The sequence below is a fragment of the Kitasatospora sp. NPDC127035 genome (assembly GCF_042726075.1).
Taxonomy (GTDB): Bacteria; Actinomycetota; Actinomycetes; order Streptomycetales; family Streptomycetaceae; genus Kitasatospora.
This window is the reverse complement of sequence record NZ_JBHXDN010000015.1, coordinates 127,988-152,279: the sequence shown is the minus strand read 5'-3', so window position 1 is coordinate 152,279 and position 24,292 is coordinate 127,988. Positions and strand designations below refer to the sequence as shown.

Below are 24,292 nucleotides of genomic sequence, written 5' to 3'. Positions count from 1 at the left end.
CATGGGGCGATCCGAAGGTGTGATCTGCGCCGGACCCGAGCGGGCGAGAAGGTCAGCTGATCAGATCGTCAGCCCAAGGTCCTGGGCGAGGATCGCCGCCTGCACCCGGCTGCGCAGACCCAGCTTCGCCAGGATCCGGCTGACGTGCGTTTTGGTGGTCGCCTCCGCCATCTCCAGCCGCCGGGCGATCTCACCGTTCGGCAGGCCCGCACCGATCAGGGTGAGCACCTCCCGCTCCCGCGGGGTCAGCCCCGTCACCGCCGCCCGGACCGCCGGCCCCACCTGACGCTCCGGACGGGCGAAGGTGCCGATCAGCCGCCGGGTCACCGAGGGGGCCAGCATGCCGTCCCCGCGCGCCACCGTCCGGATCCCCTCGACCAGGGTGTCCGCCTCCAGGTCCTTCAGCAGGAACCCGGCCGCCCCGGCCCGCAGCGCCCCGTAGACGTACTCGTCGAGGTCGAAGGTGGTCAGCACCAGCACCTGGGCCGCTCCGGCCGCCACCACCTCGCGGGTCGCCGACACGCCGTCCAGCCGGGGCATCTGGACGTCCATCAGGACCACGTCCGGCCGCAGCTCCAGCGCCAGCCGGACGGCCTCCTCGCCGTCCGCGGCCTGCCCGACCACCTCCAGGTCCGGCTCCGCCCGCAGGATCATCACCAGCGCCGCCCGCACGGCCGCCTGGTCCTCCGCCACCAGCACCCGGATCGTCATGCCCGCCCTCCCTCTCCCTCGGTCACCAGCGCCCGCGGCAGCACCGCCCGGACGGTCCAGCACTCGCCCTCCGGACCGGCCTCGAAGCCGCCTCCCAGCAGCGAGGCCCGCTCGGCCATGCCGACCAGCCCGGCCCGCGCACCCGGCAGCGACTGCCCCGCGCCGCGGCGGAACGGGCTCGACACCACGATCCGCAGCTCCTCCGGCAGGAACTCCAGCAGCACCCGGACCTCGCCCGGCCCCGCGTGCTTGAGCGCGTTGGTCAGCGACTCCTGGACGATCCGGTACGCGGCCAGACCCACCGGCACCGGCAGCGAGCCGCGGTCGCCACGCTCGGTGAGCTCGAAGCCCAGCCCGACGTCCTGCCCGGCCGCCCGGGCCTTCGCCAGCAGCGCGTCCACCGCGTCCAGGTCGGGCGCGGCGTACGACGCGTCGGCCTCTCCCCCGCCGCTGTCCCGCAACAGGCCGATGATGCGGCGCATTTCGGTCAATCCCTGGACGCTGTTCTCCCGGATCACACCCAGCACCTCCACCAGCGGATCGTCCTCCGGACGCCGCTGGCGCCGGGCGACCGACTGCGCGCCGGTGGCGTGGATCGCGATGGCCGACAGGTGGTTCGCCACCACGTCGTGCAACTCCCGTGCCATCCGGGCCCGTTCGACGACGACGGCCTCCCGCCGGTCCATCTCGGAGAGCAGCGCGGTCTGCTCGGCCCGCAGCCGCTGGGACTCCGCCTCCTCGCGGTGCTTGCGCACGATGTCGCCGGTCCAGACCGGCGCCAGGTAGACCAGCGTGGTCAGCACCACGACGGCCACGGCCGTCGGCGCGTCGCTGTAGATCAGCACCAGGGTGGACAGCACCAGCACCGAGGCCGCACCGGTCAGGTGCAGCACCCGCGACATCTTCGGGTTGCCGTAGAGCACCGCGGCGTACAGCAGGTCGGTGTACATCAGGGTGGTCGCCAGGAGCGCGCCGTTGAAGATGCTGACCGCGAAGACGATCCCGCCGACCGTCGCGATGAGGACCGGCCTGCTCCGGCGGACCAGCTCCAGCGAGGCCATCACCACCAGCGGCGGGACGACCGCCCAGCGGGCGACGTGCTCGGAGCCGTCGTAGACCTTGACGGAGATCAGGAACAGCCCGCCGAGCAGCCCGAAGACCGCGATCGCCCGGTCTTCCTGCCGCGGGGTGAGAGTGGGTCTGCGCACAGCCCCATCAGATCATCCCCGGCCGGACCGGCGGCTCGGGTCCGGGGAGGAGTGCGCGTACATCGAAAGGTGCAGCCCGGACTCGGCTCCGGCGACGACGACGCGCGGACCGGCGCGCGGAAGGCTGGTAGCACCACCGAACAGCCCGGAGGCCCGCCATGATCGTCACCCTCATCCTCGCCGCCGAGGTCGCCTTCTGGGTCGTCCTCGGGCTGGCCCTGACCGCCCGCTACGTGCTGCGGCTGCGCACGGTGAGCACGGCCCTGCTGATCGGCCTGCCGGTCCTGGACCTCACCCTGTTCACCCTCGCCGTGCTCGACCTGCGCGGCGGCGCCACCGCGAGCTGGACGCACGCGCTGGCGGCGAGCTACGCGGGCTTCTCCCTCGGGTTCGGGCCGTCCCTGGTCCGCTGGGCCGACCGGCACTTCCAGTACCGCTTCGCCGGCGGCCCCAAGCCCGCGCGCTCCCCCAAGTACGGCTCGGCGCGGACCCGCTACGAGTGGCAGGTCGCCGGCCGCACCACGGTCTCGGCGGGCGTCACGCTCGGCCTGATCACCCTCATGGTGCCGCTCTCCGCCGGCGCCGCCGCCTTCTCCACCTTCACCGCCTGGTACCTGCGGCTGAGCATGGTGGCCGGGATCAACCTGATCGTGGCCGCCTGCTACGCGATCTGGCCGAAGGAGCCGCCGGCCGGCGCGATCGTCGAGGACGGCCACGTGGTCGGCTGGGAGATCCCGCGGCAGCACCAGCAGCTGTAGCGGCAGCCGTACCGGCGGCCGCGGGTCAGCGGTTGTCGCCCGGCACCCAGAGCACGTCGCCGCGCTCCTTGTTGGCCGCCCGGGCCAGGATGAACAGCAGGTCGGAGAGGCGGTTCAGGTACTTGGCGGTCAGCGGGTTGACGCTCTCCCCGTGTGCCTCGATCGCCGCCCAGGTGGCCCGCTCGGCCCGGCGGACCACCGTGCAGGCCAGGTGCAGGTACGCGGCGCCCGCGGCGCCGCCGGGGAGGATGAAGCTGCGCAGCTTCTCCAGCGACTCCAGGTAGTGGTCGCAGTCCCCCTCCAGCTTGTCGATGTAGGACTGGAGCACCCGCAGCGGCGGGTACTTCGGGTCCTCCACCACCGGGGTCGCCAGGTCGGCGCCCACGTCGAAGAGGTCGTTCTGGATCCGGGTGAGCACCGTGACGACGTCCTCCGGCAGCGCACCCGCCGCGATCGCCACACCGATCGCGGCGTTGGCCTCGTTGGCGTCCGCGTACGCGACCAGGCGCGGATCGGTCTTGGTCGTACGGCTCATGTCGCCCAGCGCCGTGGTGCCGTCGTCGCCGGTCCTGGTGTAGATACGCGTCAGATTGACCATGGCGCCAAGACTAGCCGCGGGGTTAGGCGACGTTAACCCTCTGCCCGGGGGGTGCGGCTTCGAGCCAGGCGAGGAAGCCGGTCAGCGCGTCGTCGCTCATCGCGAGCTCCAGCGGCGCGCCGTTGTGGAGGCAGCGCAGCACGACCGAGCCGGAGAGCAGGGCCAGCTCCTCCTGCCCCTCGGGGTAGCGCCGGCCCAGCACCTCGATCTCCCGGCGCGGCAGGACCTTGCGGGGGCGCGGAGCGTACGAGAAGACCCGGAACCACTCGATGGAGTCGCCGCTGTACCGGCCGATACCAAAAACCCACCCCTTGCCGTCGGTCTGGGGGACCGGGGCTGAGGTGGGTTTGCCGTTCTCGTCGAGGTCGGGCTGAGTCGAGGCGTCGGCGGGCATTTTGAGCCGGTAACTGCAGTCGAACGTTCCGCCGACCCGCTGGATCACACGGCGGCGTACCGCGAACGCGACCAACCCGATCACACCGAGCGCCACGACCGCCGCACACACCACAAGGGCGAGGACCATGCTCACCTACCTCCTCGCTACCCGCGTTCCCCGTTTCGGTCGTACCAGGCGACCGCGTTGACCTACCAACTGAGACGACAGTCCCGGGGTCACGCTCAGGCGTCCCCGGGACCGTCGGTCGACCCCGCTCAGGCGGGGTCCGGCGCACTCAGGCGTGGGCCTTGAGGCCGCGCGCCGCGAACAGACGCACCTCGGCGCGACGCTCGGCGTGCGCGTCGAGGTCCGACTTGGCCTTGTCCAGTGCGCGCTCGGCACGCGCGACGTCGATCTCGTCCGCCAGCTCGGCGATCTCCGCGAGGAGGGACACCTTGTTGTCGGCGAAGGAGATGAAGCCGCCGTGCACCGCGGCGATCACGGTGCCGCCGTCCGTGGTCCGGATGGTGACCGGACCGGTCTCCAGCACGCTCAGCACCGGGGTGTGACCCGGCATGATGCCGGTGTCACCGGAGGCCGTACGGGCGACGACGATGGTGGCCGCACCGGACCACACCTTGCGGTCGGCTGCGACCAGCTCGACGTGCAGCTCAGCCAACGTGGGCTCCTAGGCTCATGCAACCCCCGATTACTCGGGAGTTTCGGTAAGAATAACGGGCCCGCGCCCCCGGCATGAAACCGGCGGCACGGATTTGACCGGAATCACAGCCGGTGCGACGTGAGGGGTGGGTCCCAGGGCTGGGGCCCACCCCTCACGATCACGCTCGACTGCTACCGGCCGCGATTACTTCTTCGCCAGCTGAGCGGCGTTGCGCTCCAGGTCCTCGATGCCACCGCACATGAAGAAGGCCTGCTCCGGGACGGAGTCGTACTTGCCGTCCGCGATCGAGTTGAAGGCCTCGATGGTCTCGGACAGCGGCACGGTCGAACCCTCGATGCCGGTGAACTGCTTCGCCACGTAGGTGTTCTGCGAGAGGAAGCGCTCGATGCGACGGGCACGGTGGACCGTGATCTTGTCCTCCTCCGACAGCTCGTCCATACCGAGGATGGCGATGATGTCCTGGAGGTCCTTGTACTTCTGCAGGATCCCCTTGATACGGATGGCCGTCTCGTAGTGGGTCTGCGCGATGTACCGCGGGTCGAGGATGCGGGACGTGGAGTCCAGCGGGTCGACGGCCGGGTAGATGCCCTTCTCCGAGATCGGGCGCGACAGAACGGTCGTCGCGTCCAGGTGGGCGAAGGTGGTGGCCGGGGCCGGGTCGGTCAGGTCGTCCGCGGGGACGTAGATCGCCTGCATCGAGGTGATCGAGTGACCGCGGGTCGAGGTGATGCGCTCCTGGAGGAGGCCCATCTCGTCGGCCAGGTTCGGCTGGTAACCCACCGCGGAGGGCATACGGCCGAGCAGGGTCGACACCTCGGAACCGGCCTGGGTGAACCGGAAGATGTTGTCGATGAAGAGGAGCACGTCCTGCTTCTCGACGTCACGGAAGTACTCCGCCATGGTCAGCGCGGAGAGCGCGACGCGCAGACGGGTGCCCGGCGGCTCGTCCATCTGGCCGAAGACCAGCGCGGTCTTGTCCAGAACGCCCGAGTCGACCATCTCGTCGATGAGGTCGTTGCCCTCACGGGTACGCTCGCCGACGCCGGCGAAGACCGACACACCACCGAAGTTCTCGGCGACGCGGTAGATCATCTCCTGGATCAGAACGGTCTTGCCGACACCGGCACCACCGAACAGACCGATCTTGCCACCGGTCACGTACGGGGTGAGGAGGTCGATGACCTTGATGCCGGTCTCGAACATCTCGGTCTTGGACTCGAGGTCCTTGAACTCCGGGGCCTTGCGGTGGATCGGCCACCGGACCTGGACCTGCGACTCGAACTCGTCCTTGTCGACGTTCAGCACCTCACCGAGGGCGTTGAACACCTTGCCCTTGGTGATCTGGCCGACCGGCACCGAGATCGCGGCACCGGTGTCGGTGACCTGCGAACCGCGGACCAGGCCGTCGGTCGGCTGCATCGAGATGCCGCGGATCAGGCCGTCGCCGAGGTGCTGGGCGACCTCGAGAGTGAGGACCTTCTTGCCCGTGCCGTCGGGGTTGTCCACCTCGACGCGCAGGGCGTTGAACATGTTCGGGATCGCGTCGACGGGGAACTCCACGTCGACGACCGGGCCGATGACCCGCGCGACGCGGCCCGTCGCCGTGGTCGGCTCAACAGTGGTAGTCATACTCATTCGCTCCCGCGGCTCGCGTCAGCGAGCGCGTTCGCGCCACCGACGATCTCGCTGATTTCCTGGGTGATCTCGGCCTGACGGGCCGAGTTGGCAAGCCGCGTGAGCGACTTGATGAGCTCGCCGGCGTTGTCCGTCGCGCTCTTCATCGCGCGGCGGCGGGCGGCGTGCTCGGAGGCAGCCGACTGCAGCAGCGCGTTGTAGATCCGGCTCTCCACGTACCGCGGCAGCAGGGCGTCCAGGACGCCCTCCGCCGACGGCTCGAAGTCGTAGAGCGGGAAGATCTCCGCCTTGGCGGACGACTCGTCGCTGAGCTGGACCTCGTCGAGCTTCAGCGGCAGCAGCCGGGCGTCGACCGCGGTCTGCGTCAGCATCGACTCGAACCGGGTCGAGATCACGTGGACCTCGTCCACGCCACCGGTCTCGGCCGTGAAGGCCTCGATCAGCGCGGCCGAGACGGCCTTGGCGTCCCCGTAGGTCGGCTTGTCCGAGAAGCCCGTCCAGGTCTCCGCGACGGCGAGGTCACGGAAGCCGTAGAACGAGACGCCCTTGCGGCCGACGACGTACGTCACCACGTCCTTGCCCTCGGACCGCAGACGCTCGGAGAGCGCCAGCGAGGCCTTGATGGCGTTGGACGAGTAGCCGCCCGCCAGACCGCGGTCCGCCGTGATCAGCAGGACTGCGGCACGCGTGGCGTTCGGGTTCTCGCTGGTGAGCGGGTGCTTGGCGTTGGACCGGGTGGCCACCGCCGTCACCGCCCGGGTGAGCTCGTCGGCGTACGGGGTGGAGGCGGCCACCGAGCGCTGCGCCTTGCCGATGCGCGCTGCGGAGATCATCTCCATCGCCTTGGTGATCTTCTTCGTCGCGGTGACAGAGCGGATCCGGCGCTTGTAGACCCGAAGCTGTGCTCCCATGGGTCGTTACGTCCTTTCCCTCGCTACCGGACTCAGGCCTGCTCGGAGAGCAGCTTGCCGTCAGCGGTCTGGTAGCCCTGCTTGAAGGCACCGATCGCGGTGGCCAGCGCGTCGACGGTGCCGTCGGCCAGCAGGCCGGTCTCGACGATGCCGGCGAGCAGGTCCTTGTGCTGCAGACGCACGTGGTCCAGGAACTCGCGCTCGAAGCGGCGGATCTCGGCGACCGGGACGTCGTCCAGCTGACCGGTGGTGCCGGCCCAGATGGAGACGACCTGCTCCTCGACCGGGAACGGCTGGTACTGGCCCTGCTTCAGCAGCTCGACCATGCGCGCACCGCGCTCCAGCTGGGCCTTGGAGGCCGCGTCCAGGTCGGAACCGAAGCCGGCGAAGGCCTCCAGCTCACGGTACTGGGCGAGGTCCAGGCGCAGACGGCCGGCGACCGAGCGCATGGCCTTGATCTGGGCGGAGCCACCGACGCGGGAGACCGAGATACCGACGTTCACGGCCGGGCGGATGCCGGCGTTGAACAGGTCGGACTCCAGGAAGCACTGGCCGTCGGTGATGGAGATGACGTTGGTCGGGATGTACGCCGACACGTCGTTGGCCTTGGTCTCGATGATCGGAAGACCGGTCATCGAGCCGCCGCCGAGCTCGTCGTTCAGCTTCGCGCAGCGCTCCAGCAGGCGGGAGTGCAGGTAGAAGACGTCGCCCGGGTACGCCTCGCGGCCCGGCGGGCGGCGCAGCAGCAGGGAAACGGAACGGTAGGCCTCGGCCTGCTTCGACAGGTCGTCGAAGATGATCAGGACGTGCTTGCCGTCGTACATCCACTCCTGGCCGATGGCGGAGCCGGTGTACGGAGCGAGGTACTTGAAGCCGGCCGGGTCGGAGGCGGGAGCGGCCACGATGGTGGTGTACTCCAGCGCGCCGGCCTCCTCCAGGGCGCCACGGACGGACGCGATGGTGGAGCCCTTCTGGCCCACGGCGACGTAGATGCAGCGGACCTGCTTCTCCGGGTCGCCCGAGCGCCAGTTGTCGCGCTGGTTGATGATCGTGTCGACGGCCACCGCGGTCTTGCCGGTCTGGCGGTCGCCGATGATCAGCTGACGCTGGCCGCGGCCGATCGGGGTCATCGCGTCGATGGCCTTGATGCCGGTCTGCAGCGGCTGCTTGACCGACTTGCGGGCCATGACGCCGGGGGCCTGCAGCTCCAGGGCACGGCGGCCGGTGGAAGCGATGTCGCCCAGACCGTCGATCGCGTTGCCCAGCGGGTCCACGACGCGGCCGAGGTAGCCGTCGCCGACCGGAACCGAGAGGACCTCGCCGGTGCGGCGCACCGTCTGACCCTCCTCGATGCCGCCGAACTCACCGAGGATGACGACACCGATCTCGCGGGTGTCGAGGTTCAGCGCGAGGCCGAGCGTGCCGTCCTCGAACTTCAGCAGCTCGTTGGCCATGACCGAGGGCAGGCCCTCGACATGGGCGATACCGTCCGCTGCGTCAGTGACCGTGCCGACCTCTTCCACAGAGGCGGCGTCCGGCTGGTACGACTGGACAAAGTCGGCCAGCGCGTCCCGGATCTCCTCCGGACGGATCGTAAGCTCCGCCATCAGGCTTCCCTGCTCTCCTAGTTTGCGATCCTCGGCCCGCCATTGAGGGCCGCAAGTACTCGACTCTCGGCCGGGTCGTATGAACCGGCCGTACGATTTGCCGACTCCGGTGGAGCCGGTTCCCGACCGAGGGTCGGATGTGCTGCTTGGGTGTGTTCAGCCTTCGAGCGACTGGCGAGCGCCCTCAAGGCGGCTCGACACGGTGCCCTCGATGATCTCGTCACCGATCTGCACCCGGACACCGCCGACGACCTCGGGGTCGACGTCGATGTTCAGGTGGACCTGGCGGCCGTACAGCCGGCCGAGAGCACCCGACAGGCGCTCCTTCTGGCTGTCCGACAGCGGCACCGCGGTGGTGACCAGGGCCACCACTCGGCCGCGCCGCGCGGCGGCGAGCTTCGAGTAGGACTCGAGGCCCTGCTCCAGGCTACGGCCACGCGGGTTGTTGACCAGGCTGGTGACCAGCCGGACGGTGCCCGCGTTGGCGCGGCCGCCGAGCAGCTTCCTGATCAGCGCAGCCTTGGCGGCGGCGCCGGCCTTCGGCTCGGTCAGCGCGGAGCGCAGCTCGTTGGAGCCGCTCACCACCCGGCCGAACCGGAACAGCTCGTCCTCGACGTCGTCCAGGGCACCGGCCTTCTCGGCGGCGATGACCTCGGCGTACGAGGACAGCTCCTCGACCGCGTCGACCAGGTCACGCGCGCCCGACCAGCGGGAGCGGACCAGGCCGGAGACCAGGTCGACAGCCTCGCCGGAAACCTGGCCGGACAGCAGCGAGGTGACCAGCTGCGCCTTGTCCTGACCCGACCGGGACGGGTCGGTCAGCACGCGGCGGAACGACACCTCACGGTCCAGCAGGGCCGTGACGGCGGTGAGCTCCTCGGCGAGCTTGGCCGCGTCCACCGAGGTGGAATCGGTCAGGCTCTCCAGGTTCTGCCGCCCGGCGACGAGGGCCTCGCGGCTGGCGCCGATCACTTGGCCGCGCCCTGAGCAACGGCGGCCTTGGACTCCAGCTCGTCCAGGAAGCGGTCGATGACACCGCTCTGCCGGGCGGAGTCCTCAAGGGACTCGCCCACGATGCGGGACGCCAGCTGGGAGGCCAGCGAGCCCACGTCCTGGCGCAGGGCGGCGGACGCCTGCTTCTTGTCGGCCTCGATCTGGGCGTGGCCGGCGGCGACGATGGCCTCGCGCTGACGCTGGCCCTCCTCGCGCATCTCGGTGAGCTGGGCTGCGCCCTGCTCGCGAGCCTGCTCGACGATGCGGGCAGCCTCGTGACGCGCGTCGGCGAGCTCGGCGCGGTACTGCTCAAGCAGGGCCTGGGCCTCGGCCTGGGCGGCCTCGGCGCGCTCCATGCCGCCCTCGATGGCGTCCCGGCGCTCCGACAGCACCTTCTCGATGCTGGGGAGGAGCTTCTTGCCGAGCAGACCGAAGACGATGAAGAAGCAGATCAGGCCGATGATGATCTCGGGCCACGCGGGGAGGAGAGGATTCATCTTCTCCTCGGCCGCGAGCTGCGCCGCGATGCTCATATCTGGACCTTCCTCGAAAGGGTCTTCGGCGGGATTACTTGTTGCCGAAGACGAACGGCATGACGATGCCGATCAGAGCGAGGGCCTCGGTGAGCGCGAAGCCGATGAACATGTTGGCGCGGATGAGACCGGCCGCCTCGGGCTGGCGGGCCATGGCCTGGACACCGTTACCGAAGATCAGACCGACGCCGATGCCGGGGCCGATGGCGGCGAGGCCGTAGCCGATCGAGGCGACGGAACCGTAGACAGTGCCCTCAGCGAGGAAGCTCATTGCAGTTGTCCTTTGCAGGGGTGGTGAACCGGTGGTGATTGGCCACCGGGCATTCCGGGAGGTGTGGTTCGGGGGTGGGGCCGGGGGCCCCAGGCTCAGTGCGCCTCTTCGAGGGCACCGGCGATGTAGCTGCTGGCCAGCATCACGAAGATGTAGGCCTGCAGGAACTGGACCAGCAGCTCGAAGGCGGTCAGCGCGATGGTCACGACGAAGGAGGCCGTGCCGTACAGCGCGCCCAGGGTCGGGCTGAGCAGGTACCAGGAGGCGATGGAGAACATCACGATCAGCAGGTGGCCGGCGAACATGTTCGCGAAGGCTCGGACCGCGAGCGTGAAGGGGCGCACGAAGATGTTCGAGAAGAACTCGATCGGCACCAGGATGAACATGACCCAGCCGGGGATGCCCGACGGCCAGCAGAGGTTCTTGAAGCCGCCGACGAAGCCGTGCTTCTTGAAGGTCAGCGTCATGTAGGTGAGCCACACGACGGCTGCGAGGCCGGCCGGGAAGGCGATCGCCGCGGTCACCGGGAACTGGGCGAACGGGATGATCGACATGATGTTCATCAACCAGATGAAGAAGAACATCGAGACGAGCATCGGGACGTACTTCTCGCCCTTCTTGCCGATCGTCTCCAGAACGATGGAGCGCTTGACGAAGTCGTAGCCGATCTCACCGACCAGCTGCAGCTTGCCGGGGACGAGCCGCGGCTTCGCGAAGGCGGCCCAGAAGAACAGAACGACCAGTACCGCAACGATCATCGACAGCAGCATCGGCTTGTTGAACTCGAAGCTGCCGATCGTGAAAATCGGCTCGAACTGGAACTCGTTCAGACCCGGGGCCGGGAAGCCGCAGCCAGCGTCCCCGAAGTGGCAACTGCCTGAGGCGAGGGACGTGAGTTCAGCACTCACCACGGACTCCTTCGTCGTGACGCATGGTTACGGCAACCTCGGTGTGTCGGCGTGGCCTGCGACCACGGAGCGGCACTGGAACTTGATGGGTTTCTCGCCGACCCCGCCCGGCAGTGCGCTGCACCGCCGCGGGATCATCGAAGACTGCGCGGATCCGGGGGGCGATCGGTCCGCCGTGCGGACAGACCTGGCCTCTTCCCGTACTCCGTTGTTGCGACGGACGATAGCAGCCCGTCAGCGCGGCATAAACACCGCCCCCCTCGTTGGGGGGACAGAGGGGCGCCGTCACTGTTGACGCCCCTTGTCGGACGGCTTGTTGCCCTTGTTTTCAGAGGCGTTGGGGTCGACGTAGAACATCTTCGCCTTCAGTGCGCCGCGCACCTGGAAACCCGTCCAGATGAGTGCGCAGCCGAGCAGCGTGAAGGCGAAGGCCTGCCGGTTGAAGAGCTCGGTGTCCTTGAACACGGCCAGCACGATGCCGACCAGCAGGATCTGCGTCGTGTACACGAGCAGCGCCGCGGCCATCATGATGTGCGGGTTCGACCTGGTCAGCCGGTCGAGCGCGACCTGACCCGAGGTGAAGAAGGCCATCACCAGCAGCGTTCCGAAGAGGGCGCCGAGCAAGCCCTTGCCACCCGCGACTGCAAAGGAGATCGCCATGGCGAGGACTCCGGCGACCGCAGTGGGGATCGCGGCGCCTCGGAGGATCCGGGCGTCGTTGGACGGCATGTCGGCAACTCCGGCGGCATGTCGATGGCGGGGGGACGGGCACAGAACGTGATGGTGACACCGGACCGGAACCGCCGCGGACCGGCCGCTCTGCGGCGAGTCCGTCGAGGGAGACCGGCCAGGGACGGAAGTCATCCACCTGTGAGGTCTTTCGGCGTGTTCTCGGTACTCGTGAACGGTATCACAAACTATTTGATGAGAGCTTTACCATGAATGTGTGGTACCTGTCACACTGATGGCCCAACAGTGCCGCCGAACGGGTGAGGCGGCTTGACAGGACGTCACTTCGCCCTACCGGCCGCGCCCGTGGCCGTGGCCACGGCTTCCGGTCGCGGAGGAGCCCTTCGGCAGCCCCCCGAGCAGACGCTTGTCCTCGGCGGACAGCTCGGCCATCGGTTCGGTGGCGGACTCCGAGGCGGACTCGGCGGTCAGGGCCGTGCCCTCCTCCTCGCGCACCGCCGCCGGGGCGGGCTTCCGGCCCGCCGGACGGCGGCGGTAGCGCGGCGGGACGAAGGCCTGCACCGCGCGCGGGGCCCGCGGCCGGAACCGCGGGGTCAGCAGCACCACCAGGCCGACCAGGCAGAGCCCGGCCAGCATCAGCACCAGGGTGCGGCCGGTGTTGGTGACCGAGAAGGCGACGGTCCCGAAGGCGATCAGCGCGGCCCAGAAGTACATGATCAGCACGGCGCGGCTGTGCGAGTGGCCGACCTGGAGCAGTCGGTGGTGCAGGTGCCGCTTGTCCGCGGCGAACGGCGACTGGCCGGCCCAGGTGCGGCGGACCACGGCGAGCAGCAGATCCGCCAGCGGCAGCGCGATGACCGTCAGCGGCAGCAGCAGCGGGATGTAGATCGGCACCAGGGCGTGCACGGTGAGGGTCTGCGAACCCGTCTCGCTGGTGATCAGGTCGGGGTCGACCCGGCCGGTGATCGAGATCGCCGCGACGGCCAGCATCAGGCCCAGCATCATCGAACCGGAGTCGCCCATGAAGATCCGGGCCGGGTGCATGTTGTGCGCCAGGAAGCCCAGGCACATGCCGATCAGCAGCACGCTGAAGAGCACGGCGGGGGCGGCGTCACTGATCGTGTAGCCGTACCAGAGCCGGTAGGAGTACAGGAAGAAGGCCATCGCGGCGATGCAGACCATGCCGCCGGCCAGGCCGTCCAGGCCGTCGATGAAGTTCACCGCGTTGACCATGACGACAACCAGGGTGACCGAGATGACCATGCCCTGGGTGGGGCTGACCGCGACCGGGCCGGAGCCGGGCACCGGCAGGGTGATCACCGTGACGCCCTGCCACACCATCACGCCGGCGGCGATCATCTGGCCGCCCAGCTTCACCAGCGCGTCCACGCCCCACTTGTCGTCCAGCACGCCGAGCAGCCACATGATCCCGGCGCCGGAGAGCAGCGCGCGGATGTCGGTGCCCTGCGAGAACACCTTGCTCAGGTTGTCCAGCTGGGAGGCGACCAGGATGCCGGCGCAGAGGCCGCCGAACATCGCGATGCCGCCGAGCCGCGGGGTGGGTTCGCGGTGCACGTCGCGGGCGCGGACCGGGGGCATCGCCCCCGCCGCGATGGCGAACTTCCGCACCGGGCCGGTCAGCAGGTAGGTGACGGCCGCGGTGCAGAACAGCACCAGCAGATACTCACGCACCACTGGCCTCCTGCTGCACTGTCCGACGGGTGGGTACCGAAGGTACGCCCGTGCCTGTCCGGGATTCGAGGTGCGTCGCCACGGCACACACCTTATTGAGTCGGACGCCGGGTGCGTGCATCGCGGTTCGCCCTACCGGGTAGGAGATCGGTTCATCCGGTCAGCGACGGCCCGCGAACGCCCCCGCCAGCTCCCGGACCCGCTCCCCCACCCGGACGTCCGTGCCCCCGGCGAGCAGCCGTCCGATCAGCCCGGCGATCTCCGTCAGCTCGCTCTCGCCCATGCCCTGGGAGGTCACCGTGCCGGTGCCCAGGCGGATGCCGGACGCCTCGGACGGCGGGGCCGGGTCGTACGGCAGCGCGCACTTGCCGAGCAGCAGCCCGGCGACGGCGCAGCGCCGCTCCGCCTCGGCGCCGCTCACCCCGAGCGGGCCGACGTCGACCGTCACCAGGTGGGTGTCGGTCCCGCCGGTCAGTGGACGCGCCCCCGCCGCTTCGAGCCCCGCCGCCAGCACCCGCGCCCCCGCGACGGTGCGGTGCGCGTACGCGCGGTAGGCGGGCGTGGCGGCCTCGGCCAGGGCGACGGCCTTGCCGGCCACCTCGTTCATCGCGGCGCCGCCCTGGGTGAACGGGAAGACCGCCCGGTCGATCCGGTCGGCCAGCTCGGCGGTGGAGAGCAGCAGGCCCCCGCGCGGCCCCCGGAGCAGCTTGTGGGTGGCGGCCACGGTGACGTCCGCGTACGGCACCGGGGAGGGCGCCAGGCCCGCCGCGATCAGGCCGGTGGTCTGCGCGACGGTGGCGACCAGGTAGGCGTCCACCTCGTCGGCGATCTCCCGGAAGGCGGCCCAGTCCGGGTGCCGGGGGTGCGAGATGGAGCCGGCCACGATGGCCTTGGGGCGGTGCAGGCGGGCCAGTTCGCGGACCTGGTCGAGGTCGACCAGCCCGTCCTCGCGGCGCACCCCGTAGCCGACGAACTCGAACCACCGGCCGGAGAAGTTGGCCCGCGAGCCGCAGCTGAGGTGGCCGCCGTGCTCCAGCGACATCGCCAGCACCGCGTCCCCCGGCCGCAGCAGCGCCGCGTAGGCGGCCAGGATCGCCGAGGTGGCCGAACGCGGCTGGACGTTGGCGTGCGGCGCCGTGAACAGCGCGCGGGCCCGGTCGACGGCCAGCAGTTCGGCGGCGTCGGCCAGCGCGCAGCCGGTGTGGTGGCGCCGGCCCGGGTAGCCCTCGGCGTACTTGTCGATCAGCGGGCCGGCGAGCGCGGCCAGCACGGCCGGGCTGGTGAGGTTCTCCCCGGCCAGCAGCTGGATCGTCTCGGCCCGCCGCTCGGCCTCGGCGGCGAGCAGGTCGGCGATCTGGGGGTCGGCCCGGTGGAGGACCTCGTCGGGCGCCCCGGACGCCCACCGGCGCCCCGTCGTCTCGGTGGAACCGGTCGCGGCATCGGTGACGGTCATGGCGGGGCTCCCGGGCGCATGGGGCCACCTCCCGGTCGGAGGCCGGGAGAGGGTGAGGGTTCCTCCAGCGTAGGACCGGCCCCCGGGAGCGGCGCGGCGGCGCGGGCCGGGATGCACCCGCCCGGGCGCCCGGACGGTCACGGCCTACGGGGCCGCCCTGCTCAGTAGCGCGCGGGAACCCCGGTGAGCGCGGTGACCACCGGGTCGACCGCGTGGAATATCTCCTCGCCGCAGTTGCGGAACATGCCGATCGGCGCGCCGTACGGGTCGTGCACCTCGTCCGACTCGGGGGTGGCGGCGAGCAACCAGCCGCGCAGCGAGGCGGCGGCCCGGACCAGCGCGCGGGCGCGCTCGGTCACGTCGGCGCCGCGTCGCGGGTCCGGGAGGGTGCCGGGGTCGATCGTCCGGACCAGGCGGGTGAACTCCTTCATGGTGAAGGTGCGCAGGCCGGCCTCGTGCCCCATCGAGATGACCTGGGCCCGGTGGTCCAGGGTCGCGGTGAGCACCAGGTCGGCCTCGACCACGTGTTCGTCCAGCAGCTCACGGCCGGTGAAGCCGCCGCTGTCGGCGCCGTACTCGTCCAGCACCGTGGCGGCGTGGTCCTCCATCGGTGCGCCCTCGTGGCCCCAGGTGCCGGCCGACTCCACCAGGATGCGGCCGGCCACCCGCGGGTTCAGCCGGGTGTCCAGCTCACGCCTGGTGAGCCGCTCGGCGATCGGCGAGCGGCAGATGTTGCCGGTGCACACGTACAGGATCCGGAAGTGGTCCAGCGGCCTGGGGCCCACGGCCAGGTACGGCGATATGCCGGGCCCGGCATGGAGGGAGGCGGCCGTCAACTGCCGGCCTCCAGGTCGGGGACGACCTCCCTCAGCTGCTCGGCGGTGATCGCGCCGGCCCGCAGCAGCACCGGGACCTTGCCCGTGACATCGACGATCGACGAGGCCTTCGCGTGGTCGGCCGTGCCGCCGTCCAGGTAGACCGAGATGGCGTCGCCGAGCTGCTGCTCGGCCTCGCCACAGGTGGACGGCGACGGCCCGCCGGTCCGGTTGGCGCTGGAGACCGCCAGCGGGCCGGTGGTGTTCAGCAGCTCGATGGCGACCGGGTGCAGCGGCATCCGGACGGCGACCGTGCCCCGGGTCTCGCCGAGGTCCCAGCGCAGCGAGGGCTGGTGCTTGGCGACCAGGGTGAGCCCGCCCGGCCAGAACGCGTCGACCAGCTCCCAGGCCTGCTCGGAGAAGTCGGTGACCAGCCCGTGCAGGGTGGTCGGCGAGCCGACCAGGACGGGTGAGGGCATGTTGCGGCCGCGGCCCTTGGCGGCGAGCAGGGCGGCGACGGCCTCCGGCGAGAAGGCGTCCGCACCGACCCCGTAGAGGGTGTCGGTGGGCAGCACGACGAGTTCGCCCCGGCGGATGGCAGAGGCGGCCTCGCGCAGGCCCGTCGCGCGGTCCCCTGCGTCGGCACAGTCGTAGCGGCGGCTCATCGGTGCGGTCCCCTTCCGAGACAACTCATCACGTGGACGGACGCGGTCACAGCGACGCCTTGCGCGCCGTGGTGAATCGCGGCCGGTTGTTCAGATCGCGGTGGTCGGCGGTGTCGGTCCAGCCGGCTTCCTCGTTGAAGATCCACGGGACCTGGCCGCCCTGGGTGTCGGCGTGCTCGATCACCACGGCGCCGCCCGGGCGCAGGAGCCTGGCGGCGACCCGCTGGATGCCCCGGATGGTGTCCAGGCCGTCCTCGCCGGAGAAGAGCGACATCTGCGGATCGTGGTCGCGGGCCTCCGGCGCGACGTACTCCCACTCGGTGAGCGGGATGTACGGCGGGTTGGAGATGACCAGGTCGAAGCGGCCGTCCCAGCCGTGGTCGCCCTCGAAGGCGCGGGTGGCGTCACCCTCGTGCAGGGTGATCCGGGCGCGGTCGGGCGAGGCCCCGATGTTGCGCCGGGTGTAGGGCAGCGCGCCCTCGTCGAGCTCGAAGGCGTGCACGGTGGAGCGCGGCAGCTCCTGCGCCAGGGCGAGCGCGATGGCGCCGGATCCGGAGCAGAGGTCGACCACCAGCGGCTCGGCCACGTCCATGTCGCGGACCGCGTCTATGGCCCACTCGACCACGGACTCGGTCTCCGGCCGGGGTACGAAGACACCGGGGCCGACCGCCAGCTCCAGGTAGCGGAAGAACGCCCGCCCGGTGATGTGCTGGAGCGGCTCGCGCGCCTCCCGCCGGGAGACGGCCTCCCAGTAGCGGGCGTCGAAGTCCGCGTCCTTGACCGTGTGCAGTTGGCTGCGCTTGACGCTGTGGACGTGTGCGGCGAGCTCCTCCGCGTCGAAGCGCGGCGACGGCACGCCGGCCGCGGCCAACCGCTGGGTGGCCTGGGCCACCTCGGCGAGTAGCAGGTTCATCCGTACGACCTCTTGCTTCCGCTCTCCGGCCTCGACGTCGGTCTCGCTGCCGCAGGTGTCAGTTCTGTTGGGCCGCGGCCAGCTTGGCCGCCGCGTCCGTGTCGACGCAGGACTGGATCACCGCGTTCAGGTCGCCGTCCAGGACCTGGTCCAGGTTGTACGACTTGAAGCCCGTGCGGTGGTCCGAGATGCGGTTCTCCGGGTAGTTGTACGTCCGGATCCGCTCGGAACGGTCCACCGTGCGGACCTGGCTGCGACGGGCGTCCGAAGCCTCCCGCTCGGCCTCCTCCTGCGCGGCGGCCAGCAGCCGCGAACGCAGGATGCGCATCGCCTGCTCCTTGTTCTGGAGCTGGCTCTTCTCGTTCTGGCAGGAGGCCACGATACCGGTCGGCAGGTGGGTGATCCGGACCGCGGAGTCGGTGGTGTTGACCGACTGCCCGCCGGGGCCGGACGAACGGTAGACGTCGATCCGCAGGTCGTTGGCCACGATCTCGACCTCGACCTCCTCCGCCTCGGGGGTGACCAGCACGCCGGCCGCCGAGGTGTGGATGCGGCCCTGCGACTCCGTGGCCGGCACGCGCTGCACGCGGTGCACGCCGCCCTCGTACTTCAGCCGGGCCCAGACGCCCTGACCGGGCTCGGTGCTGCCCTTGGTCTTGACGGCGACGGAGACGTCCTTGTAGCCGCCGAGGTCGGACTCGTTGGAGTCGATGATCTCGGCCTTCCAGCCGATCCGCTCGGCGAAGCGCAGGTACATCCGGAGCAGGTCACCGGCGAAGAGCGCCGACTCCTCGCCGCCCTCACCCGCCTTGATCTCCAGGATGACGTCCTTGTCGTCGTTCGGGTCGCGCGGGACCAGCAGCAGCCGCAGTTCCTCGGTCAGTTGCTCCCGGCGGGCCTCGGAGTCCTTCACCTCGGCCAGGAACTCCGGCTCCTCGGCCGCGAGTTCACGGGCGGCCTGGATGTCCTCACCGGCCTGCTTCCACTCCCGGAAGACCCGGGTGATCGGGGTCAGCTCGGCGTACCGCTTGGCCAGCTTGCGCGCGTTGGCCTGGTCGGCGTGGACGGACGGGTCGGCCAGCCTCGTCTCGAGGGCGGCGTGCTCGACGAGGAGCTCTTCGACTGCCTCGAACATGGGGTGGCCTTCTTCCCGGGGTGTGGGTGGGTGGGATCGCTGAGGCTGCGGGGGGACGCGAACGGCGCCGGTCCCCAGCGCCCCCGGAACGAGTACGGGGGCGCCGGGAACCGGCGCCGAGGGAGCGCTAGGCCTTCGCGCTGTGCTGCTTGCCGAAGCGGGCCTCGAAGCGGGCCACGCGGCCACCGGTGTCGAGGATCTTCTGCTTGCCGGTGTAGAACGGGTGGCACTGCGAGCAGACCTCGGCGCGGATCTCGCCACTGGTCTCGGTCGAGCGGGTGGTGAACTCGGCGCCGCAGGTGCAGGTCACACGGGTGACCACGTACTCGGGGTGAACGTTGGGCTTCAAGGGGTTCTCCTAGGTTCGGGAGGGCACCGGGTCGGCGGCTGGGACGCCGCACGTGAACCGGGACCGACGGACCAGTCTGCCAGGACGGGTCGCTTCTTCCCAAACCGGGGCGCGTTCCGGGATATTCCGGGCCCCCGGCCGGGCGCGTTCACCGCCGTGCGGGAGCCGTCGGGACGGTCCCGGTGGCGGCCCCGGTGGCGGTCCCGGTCGCGGTCCCCGCGGGGGCACCGGCGGGAGCCGTCGCAGGGGCGGTGGCCGTGGCACCGGGCGCCTTGGCGCGGCCGGTGGGGCCGGTGGGGCCGGTGGCGCCGGCGGGGCCCTTGACGGGGGCCTTGGGGGCGCCGGTGGGGGTGGCCGTGGGCGTGGCCTGCGCCGGGTTCTGCGGCTGCGCCACGACGACCGCCGACGGCAGCGGCCGGTCGCCCTTCAGGGCAGCCCAGACCTGGTCGGCCTGCGGCTGCTGCTGGACCACCCGGTCCGGGTCGCTCGGCGCGGTCACCACGGGCAGGGTGACCATGGTGAGCCGGTCCGGCCCGATGCCCTTGAGCTCCTCGGCGAGCCCGACGAGGGAGTTGACCGAGGCGAGCGCGGAGTCGGTGGTGATGCTGCGGGTCAGGGTGTCGCCGGTCGACCAGAGCTTGGCCGGGTTGGTCAGCAGCCCCGCCCCGCCGGCCTGGTCGAGCAGTGAGCGCACCATCTGCTTCTGCAGCTCGATCCGGCCGAGGTCGCTGCCGTCCCCGACGCCGTGCCGGGTGCGGACGAAGGCCAGCGCCTGCTCGCCGTCGAGGCGGTGCTCACCGGGCGGGAGGTCCAGCCCGCTGTCCTTGTCGCGGATGGCCACCGTGGTGGTCACGGTGACCCCGCCGATCGCGTCCACGACCCGGGCGAAGCCCTCGAAGTCCACCTCGACGTAGTGGTCCATCCGCAGCCCGCTGATCTGCTCCGCGGTCTTCACCGCGCACGCCGCGCCCCCGGTCTCGTACGCGCTGTTGAACATCGCGCGTTTCGCCGCCGGGGCGGTCCGCCCCCCGGCGTCGGTGCACTCGGGGCGCGGAACGAGGGTGTCGCGGGGTATCGAGACCACGTCGGCGCGCGAGTGGTCCTGGTTGACGTGCACGACCATCGCGGTGTCCGAGCGCGCCGTGCCGTCGGCGTCGCCGCCGGCCAGGCCGCCGTTGCCGCCGGCGCGCGAGTCCGAGCCCAGCACCAGCAGGTTGAACGACCCGTCGGTGGCCGTGGGCGGCCGGGAGGTGCCCAGCCGGGCGTCGATGTCGACGCTCCTGATGTTGGCGTTCAGCCGGTGGTACGCGTAGCCGGCCGCTCCGGCCCCGAGGACGACGAGCGCGGCGAACGCACACGCGGCCACGCGCAGGAGCCTGCGGCGGCGGTTCGGAACCCTCTTGTGCTCGGCCATACGATCCAGAATAAATCGGACAAGATGCAGTAAAGACCTCAAGATGTCCCGACTCTGGAACAAACCACCGAAATGGATCTTCCCGACAAACCTCCGGAGACCCCGCAGCCCCCGGAACACGACGAACCCCGGCCCGCTCGCGCGGGCCGGGGTTCCGTGTCGAGAAACCGTCTCGCGACGGTCAGTCGCCGGACCCGGGGGTCGTCTTGGCGATCTGCATCAGGAACTCGGCGTTGGACTTGGTCTGCTTCATCTTGTCCAGCAGCAGCTCGATCGCCTGCTGCGAGTCGAGCGCGTGCAGCACCCGGCGCAGCTTCCAGACGATCGCCAACTCCTCGCTGCCGAGCAGGATCTCCTCCTTGCGGGTGCTGGAGGCGTCCACGTCGACGGCCGGGAAGATGCGCTTGTCCGAGAGCTTCCGGTCGAGCTTGAGCTCCATGTTGCCGGTGCCCTTGAACTCCTCGAAGATCACCTCGTCCATCCGCGAGCCGGTCTCGACCAGCGCGGTGGCCAGGATGGTCAGCGAGCCGCCGTTCTCGATGTTGCGCGCGGCGCCGAAGAACTTCTTCGGCGGGTACAGCGCGGTCGAGTCGACACCACCGGACAGGATGCGGCCGGAGGCCGGCGCCGCCAGGTTGTAGGCACGGCCGAGACGGGTGATCGAGTCCAGCAGGATCACCACGTCGTGGCCGAGCTCCACCAGGCGCTTGGCGCGCTCGATGGCCAGCTCCGCCACCGTGGTGTGGTCCTCCGCCGGGCGGTCGAAGGTCGAGGAGATGACCTCGCCCTTCACCGACCGCTGCATGTCGGTGACCTCTTCCGGACGCTCGTCGACCAGGACGACCATCAGGTGGCACTCGGGGTTGTTGTGGGTGATCGCGTTGGCGACCGCCTGCAGCACCATCGTCTTACCGGTCTTCGGCGGCGCGACGATCAGACCGCGCTGGCCCTTGCCGATCGGCGACACGAGGTCGATGATCCGGGTGGTCAGCACGCCCGGGTCGGTCTCCAGACGGAGCCGGTCCTGCGGGTACAGCGGGGTGAGCTTGTTGAACTCGGGGCGGCCGCGGCCGCTCTCCGGGTCCATCCCGTTGACGGAGTCCAGCCGCACCATGGCGTTGAACTTCTCGCGGCGCTCGCCGTCGCGCGGCTGACGCACCGCACCGGTGATGGCGTCGCCCTTGCGCAGGCCGTTCTTGCGGACCTGGGCGAGCGAGACGTAGACGTCGTTCTGGCCCGGCAGGTAGCCGGAGGTCCGCACGAACGCGTAGTTGTCGAGGATGTCCAGGATGCCCGCGACCGGGATCAGGACGTCGTCCTCGCCGACCTGCGGCTCGGCCGGGCCGGCCTCGAAGCCCTCGCGGCGGCTGCTGCCACGGCCACGGCGGTCGCGGTAGCGGCCGCGCCGGCCACGGCGCCCGTCGCCGAACTCGTCGTCGTCGAAGCCGCCCTGCGGCTGCGCCTGCTGCACCTGCTGCGGCTGGGCCTGCTGGCCGCCGCTCGGGCGGCTCTGCTGGCTGTCGCCCTGGGTGCTCTGGGCGCCCTGCTGCTGGGGGCGCTCGGTACGGTCCCGGCGGTTGCGGCGGTCGCGGCGCGACTCGCGCCCGTCGCCGTCCTGGCCGGCCTGGGCCTCGCCGGCCTCCTGGCGGCCCTCGCGCTCGCCGGCCTCGCGGCCACCGCGGCGGTCACGACGGTCGCGGCGGGTCTCGCTGCGACCCTCCTCGCGGTTCTCGAAGGCGCGGGCGCCCTCGGGGCGGGCCTCGGCCTGCTTGGCCTCGGTCGCCACGGCGGCGGGCGCCTCGGCGGCCTCGGCCACCGGGGCGCCGGCGGCCGAGGTGGCCCGGCGGCGGGTCCGCTCGGTCCGGGCGGGCGCGGCGGTCTCGGCGGCGGCCTGGACCGGGATCTCGATCTGGGCCTGCGCCTCGGCGGCGGCGGCGGGGGCCTCGGCCGCAGCAGCGGCGGCGGCCTTGGTGCGGCGGGCGGGCTTCTCGGCCGGCTCGGCGGCCTCGGCCTTGGCGGCGCGCTTGGCGGCCGGAGCGGCCGCGGCGGCGGTCCCGGCGCCGGCGAGCAGCGGGTCTCCGCCGCTCTTCTCCTTGATGGTCTCGATCAGCTGGCTCTTGCGCATGCGTCCGGTACCGGTGATGCCAAGGTCCGCGGCGAGCTTCTGCAGCTCGGCCAGGACCATGCCGTCCAGGCCCGCGGCAGCGGTACGACGGCGTCGCGCCGGAGCCGCGGGGGCGGCGGCTGCGTCCGACGCCTCGGCGTCCGGGCGCGCGCCCATCAGATCGGTGGTGTCGCTCACTAAGGGTCCTTCCCTGGAGCGGACGTCGGCCTGTCTGGCTCGGCGACCGGTTGTGCTGTCCTGACCAACGCTCGTCTGCGTCGGTCCGAGGCGGTGATCCCCCGGATGGCGGTGTGCCGGTCGGGGGAGAGCTGCGAGGTGCGGTGCATGAAGCACGGTGGTGCTGAGTGGCGTGGTGGAACGGTCGAACGTCGACCCGCCCCCAGCCTTCGGCCGGGTGGTACCCCCACCCCAGCTTTCGGCGGGGAGATATCCCCACGCTGCCTGCGAATCCCGGGCCCCCGTCGCGTGACGGTGGCCCGTGCTCCGCCCGTCCTGTGCCTCAAGGTGGGAGGCCGCGGGTGGGAGTCAGGTGCCGTCACGGCTTCGGGATGCGGCCGCAAGTCGCGCAGGCAGGCTGCGTACGCGCTGCGGTGGGCTCCCGGAGAATCGTCGCCCCGTATATCGCCGGGACTCCGCTGGTGCGGAGTGCTGGGATCGGGACGCGGCGCACCTAGCCCCGGAGGGCACCTGGTGCAGCAATGAGGTTAACACTACCGACCCCCTCAGACATTCCCCAGCCTTGCGCTTGCCAATCGTGTCCGGACGGCCCGGCTCCGGCGCACCGGTCCGGGCCCGCTCCGAACGGGTGCTCAGACGTCGAGCGGGAGCACCGTGGCCCCGGTCCGGTCGAGCTCCAGCCGGTGCGCGGCGAACACCGGGCCGCCGGAACCGTGGCCCTCGGCGAAGGACAGGACCTTCTGCACGCCCGCCTCGTCGGTGAGCGCGAGCACGGTCGGGCCCGCGCCGGAGATCACCGCGGCGACGCCCTCCGCGCGGAGCGCGCCCACCAGGGCGGCGCTGTCCGGCATCGCGGAGGCCCGGTAGTCCTGGTGCAGCCGGTCCTCGGTGGCGGCGAGCAGCAGCTCGGGGCGCCGGGTCAGGGCCTCGACCAGCAGCGCGGCGCGGCCCGCGTTGACGGCGGCGTCGGCCAGCGGGACGGTCTTCGGCAGCAGGCCGCGGGCGGTCTCGGTGAGCACCTCGGTGGCCGGTACGAAGACCACCGGGACGACCTGGTCGGAGGGCTCCAGGGCGACCGCCCGGGCGGTGTCCTCCTCGGTCCAGGCCACCGTGAAGTTGCCGCGCAGGCAGGCCGCGACGTTGTCCGGGTGGCCCTCCAGCTCGGAGGCGAGGGCGAGCAGGGCGTCGTCGTCCAGCGCGGACGGGCCGCCGATGGTGACGGCGCGGGCCGCCACGATGCCGGCGCAGATCGCGGCGGACGACGAGCCCAGGCCGCGGCCGTGCGGTATGCGGTTGGCGCAGACGACTTCGAGGCCGCGCGGCTGGCCGCCGAGACGGTCGAAGGCGGCGCGCATCGAGCGGACCACGAGGTGGCGCTCGTCGCGGGCCAGGCTGTCGGCACCCTCACCGGCGATGTCGACGGAGAGCCCGGAGTCGGAGACCCGGACGACCACGTCGTCGTACAGACCCAGCGCGAGTCCGAAGGCGTCGAAGCCGGGGCCGAGGTTGGCACTGGTCGCGGGGACCCGGACCCGGACGGCGGCGGCACGGAACGCAGGACCGGCCATGCGGTGGACTCTCCTGGGGAAATCGGGCGGCGCGAAGCGCGTCGGTGCGAGGGTGGGAGGGGGCCGCGGGCCCCGGCCGGGGCGGTCGGTCACAGTCGATGGTGC

24 protein-coding genes are annotated in these 24,292 nt (G+C 71.2%); 1 reads left to right on the top strand and 23 read right to left on the bottom strand.

All coding sequences use genetic code 11. From position 1 onward, the window contains the following. Positions 1-60: 60 nt before the first annotated feature. On the bottom strand, positions 61-711 hold the full coding sequence (locus tag ACFWIC_RS13620; RefSeq protein WP_329883007.1) for a response regulator transcription factor: 651 nt from the start codon (positions 709-711) through the stop codon (positions 61-63). Continuing rightward, positions 708-1,919 carry a histidine kinase gene (locus tag ACFWIC_RS13615; RefSeq protein ID WP_329948546.1) on the bottom strand — a complete coding sequence of 404 codons (1,212 nt, stop codon included), beginning with the start codon at positions 1,917-1,919 and terminating at the stop codon, positions 708-710. The genes ACFWIC_RS13620 and ACFWIC_RS13615 overlap by 4 nt, the downstream gene beginning before the upstream one ends. Before the next feature lie 158 nt (positions 1,920-2,077). Here ACFWIC_RS13615 and ACFWIC_RS13610 point away from each other — a divergent pair, with 158 nt between their 5' ends. Continuing rightward, positions 2,078-2,677 carry a hypothetical protein gene (locus tag ACFWIC_RS13610; protein WP_355402135.1) on the top strand — a complete coding sequence of 200 codons (600 nt, stop codon included), beginning with the start codon at positions 2,078-2,080 and terminating at the stop codon, positions 2,675-2,677. 25 nt (positions 2,678-2,702) lie between these two features. On the opposite strand, the gene ACFWIC_RS13605 is transcribed toward ACFWIC_RS13610, so the two are convergent. The 21 genes from ACFWIC_RS13605 to thrB all read right to left on the bottom strand — a co-directional run bounded on the left by ACFWIC_RS13605 (position 2,703) and on the right by thrB (position 24,187). Then, positions 2,703-3,275, bottom strand: coding sequence for a cob(I)yrinic acid a,c-diamide adenosyltransferase (locus ACFWIC_RS13605; RefSeq protein WP_329883010.1), 573 nt, complete (start codon positions 3,273-3,275; stop codon positions 2,703-2,705). A 22-nt stretch (positions 3,276-3,297) separates the two neighbouring features. Next, positions 3,298-3,798 carry a DUF2550 domain-containing protein gene (locus ACFWIC_RS13600; protein WP_030302766.1) on the bottom strand — a complete coding sequence of 167 codons (501 nt, stop codon included), beginning with the start codon at positions 3,796-3,798 and terminating at the stop codon, positions 3,298-3,300. Positions 3,799-3,946: 148 nt separating this feature from the next. After that, a complete protein-coding gene (locus tag ACFWIC_RS13595; RefSeq protein WP_329883011.1) occupies positions 3,947-4,330 on the bottom strand; it encodes a F0F1 ATP synthase subunit epsilon in 384 nt (127 codons plus the stop codon). Positions 4,331-4,516: 186 nt separating this feature from the next. After that, positions 4,517-5,962, bottom strand: coding sequence for a F0F1 ATP synthase subunit beta (gene atpD, locus ACFWIC_RS13590; RefSeq protein WP_329883012.1), 1,446 nt, complete (start codon positions 5,960-5,962; stop codon positions 4,517-4,519). Between the two features lie 2 nt (positions 5,963-5,964). After that, positions 5,965-6,879, bottom strand: coding sequence for a F0F1 ATP synthase subunit gamma (locus ACFWIC_RS13585; protein ID WP_329883013.1), 915 nt, complete (start codon positions 6,877-6,879; stop codon positions 5,965-5,967). Positions 6,880-6,911: 32 nt separating this feature from the next. Beyond that, complete coding sequence (gene atpA, locus ACFWIC_RS13580; RefSeq protein ID WP_329883014.1) at positions 6,912-8,486, bottom strand: F0F1 ATP synthase subunit alpha; 1,575 nt, start codon at positions 8,484-8,486, stop codon at positions 6,912-6,914. Between the two features lie 156 nt (positions 8,487-8,642). Beyond that, positions 8,643-9,458 carry a F0F1 ATP synthase subunit delta gene (locus ACFWIC_RS13575; RefSeq protein ID WP_329883015.1) on the bottom strand — a complete coding sequence of 272 codons (816 nt, stop codon included), beginning with the start codon at positions 9,456-9,458 and terminating at the stop codon, positions 8,643-8,645. Then, complete coding sequence (locus ACFWIC_RS13570) at positions 9,455-10,012, bottom strand: F0F1 ATP synthase subunit B (protein ID WP_329883016.1); 558 nt, start codon at positions 10,010-10,012, stop codon at positions 9,455-9,457. The genes ACFWIC_RS13575 and ACFWIC_RS13570 overlap by 4 nt, the downstream gene beginning before the upstream one ends. Positions 10,013-10,046: 34 nt before the next feature. Continuing rightward, positions 10,047-10,283: an ATP synthase F0 subunit C gene (gene atpE / locus ACFWIC_RS13565; RefSeq protein WP_329883017.1), complete on the bottom strand. Its 237-nt coding sequence runs from the start codon at positions 10,281-10,283 to the stop codon at positions 10,047-10,049. A 95-nt stretch (positions 10,284-10,378) separates the two neighbouring features. Next, a complete protein-coding gene (atpB, locus tag ACFWIC_RS13560; RefSeq protein ID WP_329883018.1) occupies positions 10,379-11,191 on the bottom strand; it encodes a F0F1 ATP synthase subunit A in 813 nt (270 codons plus the stop codon). Between the two features lie 285 nt (positions 11,192-11,476). Continuing rightward, positions 11,477-11,920 (bottom strand): hypothetical protein, encoded by a 444-nt coding sequence (locus tag ACFWIC_RS13555; protein ID WP_329883019.1) that lies wholly within the window; start codon positions 11,918-11,920, stop codon positions 11,477-11,479. Between the two features lie 291 nt (positions 11,921-12,211). Then, positions 12,212-13,573, bottom strand: a complete 1,362-nt coding sequence (locus tag ACFWIC_RS13550) for an MraY family glycosyltransferase (RefSeq protein ID WP_329883020.1) — start codon at positions 13,571-13,573, stop codon at positions 12,212-12,214. Between the two features lie 160 nt (positions 13,574-13,733). Continuing rightward, on the bottom strand, positions 13,734-15,026 hold the full coding sequence (gene glyA, locus ACFWIC_RS13545; protein WP_329948547.1) for a serine hydroxymethyltransferase: 1,293 nt from the start codon (positions 15,024-15,026) through the stop codon (positions 13,734-13,736). Positions 15,027-15,187: 161 nt separating this feature from the next. Beyond that, entirely contained in the window at positions 15,188-15,829 is a 642-nt protein-coding gene (locus ACFWIC_RS13540; protein ID WP_329883206.1) for a protein-tyrosine-phosphatase, read from the bottom strand. Positions 15,830-15,858: 29 nt separating this feature from the next. Then, positions 15,859-16,506, bottom strand: a complete 648-nt coding sequence (locus ACFWIC_RS13535) for an L-threonylcarbamoyladenylate synthase (protein WP_380358312.1) — start codon at positions 16,504-16,506, stop codon at positions 15,859-15,861. Positions 16,507-16,552: 46 nt separating this feature from the next. Next, complete coding sequence (gene prmC / locus ACFWIC_RS13530; protein ID WP_329883023.1) at positions 16,553-17,419, bottom strand: peptide chain release factor N(5)-glutamine methyltransferase; 867 nt, start codon at positions 17,417-17,419, stop codon at positions 16,553-16,555. A 58-nt stretch (positions 17,420-17,477) separates the two neighbouring features. After that, complete coding sequence (gene prfA / locus ACFWIC_RS13525; protein WP_329948549.1) at positions 17,478-18,554, bottom strand: peptide chain release factor 1; 1,077 nt, start codon at positions 18,552-18,554, stop codon at positions 17,478-17,480. Between the two features lie 127 nt (positions 18,555-18,681). Then, on the bottom strand, positions 18,682-18,903 hold the full coding sequence (gene rpmE / locus ACFWIC_RS13520; RefSeq protein ID WP_030057539.1) for a 50S ribosomal protein L31: 222 nt from the start codon (positions 18,901-18,903) through the stop codon (positions 18,682-18,684). A gap of 148 nt (positions 18,904-19,051) precedes the next feature. Then, on the bottom strand, positions 19,052-20,317 hold the full coding sequence (locus ACFWIC_RS13515; protein ID WP_380518326.1) for an LCP family protein: 1,266 nt from the start codon (positions 20,315-20,317) through the stop codon (positions 19,052-19,054). A 181-nt stretch (positions 20,318-20,498) separates the two neighbouring features. Continuing rightward, complete coding sequence (gene rho / locus ACFWIC_RS13510; RefSeq protein WP_380358320.1) at positions 20,499-22,619, bottom strand: transcription termination factor Rho; 2,121 nt, start codon at positions 22,617-22,619, stop codon at positions 20,499-20,501. Between the two features lie 632 nt (positions 22,620-23,251). Continuing rightward, the gene (gene thrB / locus ACFWIC_RS13505; RefSeq protein ID WP_329883027.1) at positions 23,252-24,187 is read right to left on the bottom strand and encodes a homoserine kinase; all 936 of its coding nucleotides are present in this window, start codon (positions 24,185-24,187) and stop codon (positions 23,252-23,254) included. Positions 24,188-24,292 lie beyond the last annotated feature (105 nt).

Coding starts and splice junctions, on each gene's coding strand:
- ACFWIC_RS13605 (WP_329883010.1), bottom strand. CDS start 3,275: ATGGTCAATCTGACGCGTATCTACACCAGGACCGGCGACGACGGCACC.
- ACFWIC_RS13535 (WP_380358312.1), bottom strand. CDS start 16,506: ATGAGCCGCCGCTACGACTGTGCCGACGCAGGGGACCGCGCGACGGGC.
- atpE (WP_329883017.1), bottom strand. CDS start 10,283: ATGAGCTTCCTCGCTGAGGGCACTGTCTACGGTTCCGTCGCCTCGATC.
- ACFWIC_RS13515 (WP_380518326.1), bottom strand. CDS start 20,317: ATGGCCGAGCACAAGAGGGTTCCGAACCGCCGCCGCAGGCTCCTGCGC.
- ACFWIC_RS13555 (WP_329883019.1), bottom strand. CDS start 11,920: ATGCCGTCCAACGACGCCCGGATCCTCCGAGGCGCCGCGATCCCCACT.
- thrB (WP_329883027.1), bottom strand. CDS start 24,187: ATGGCCGGTCCTGCGTTCCGTGCCGCCGCCGTCCGGGTCCGGGTCCCC.
- ACFWIC_RS13620 (WP_329883007.1), bottom strand. CDS start 711: ATGACGATCCGGGTGCTGGTGGCGGAGGACCAGGCGGCCGTGCGGGCG.
- glyA (WP_329948547.1), bottom strand. CDS start 15,026: ATGACCGTCACCGATGCCGCGACCGGTTCCACCGAGACGACGGGGCGC.
- ACFWIC_RS13610 (WP_355402135.1), top strand. CDS start 2,078: ATGATCGTCACCCTCATCCTCGCCGCCGAGGTCGCCTTCTGGGTCGTC.
- prfA (WP_329948549.1), bottom strand. CDS start 18,554: ATGTTCGAGGCAGTCGAAGAGCTCCTCGTCGAGCACGCCGCCCTCGAG.
- atpA (WP_329883014.1), bottom strand. CDS start 8,486: ATGGCGGAGCTTACGATCCGTCCGGAGGAGATCCGGGACGCGCTGGCC.
- atpD (WP_329883012.1), bottom strand. CDS start 5,962: ATGACTACCACTGTTGAGCCGACCACGGCGACGGGCCGCGTCGCGCGG.
- prmC (WP_329883023.1), bottom strand. CDS start 17,419: ATGAACCTGCTACTCGCCGAGGTGGCCCAGGCCACCCAGCGGTTGGCC.
- ACFWIC_RS13585 (WP_329883013.1), bottom strand. CDS start 6,879: ATGGGAGCACAGCTTCGGGTCTACAAGCGCCGGATCCGCTCTGTCACC.
- ACFWIC_RS13570 (WP_329883016.1), bottom strand. CDS start 10,012: ATGAGCATCGCGGCGCAGCTCGCGGCCGAGGAGAAGATGAATCCTCTC.
- ACFWIC_RS13600 (WP_030302766.1), bottom strand. CDS start 3,798: ATGGTCCTCGCCCTTGTGGTGTGTGCGGCGGTCGTGGCGCTCGGTGTG.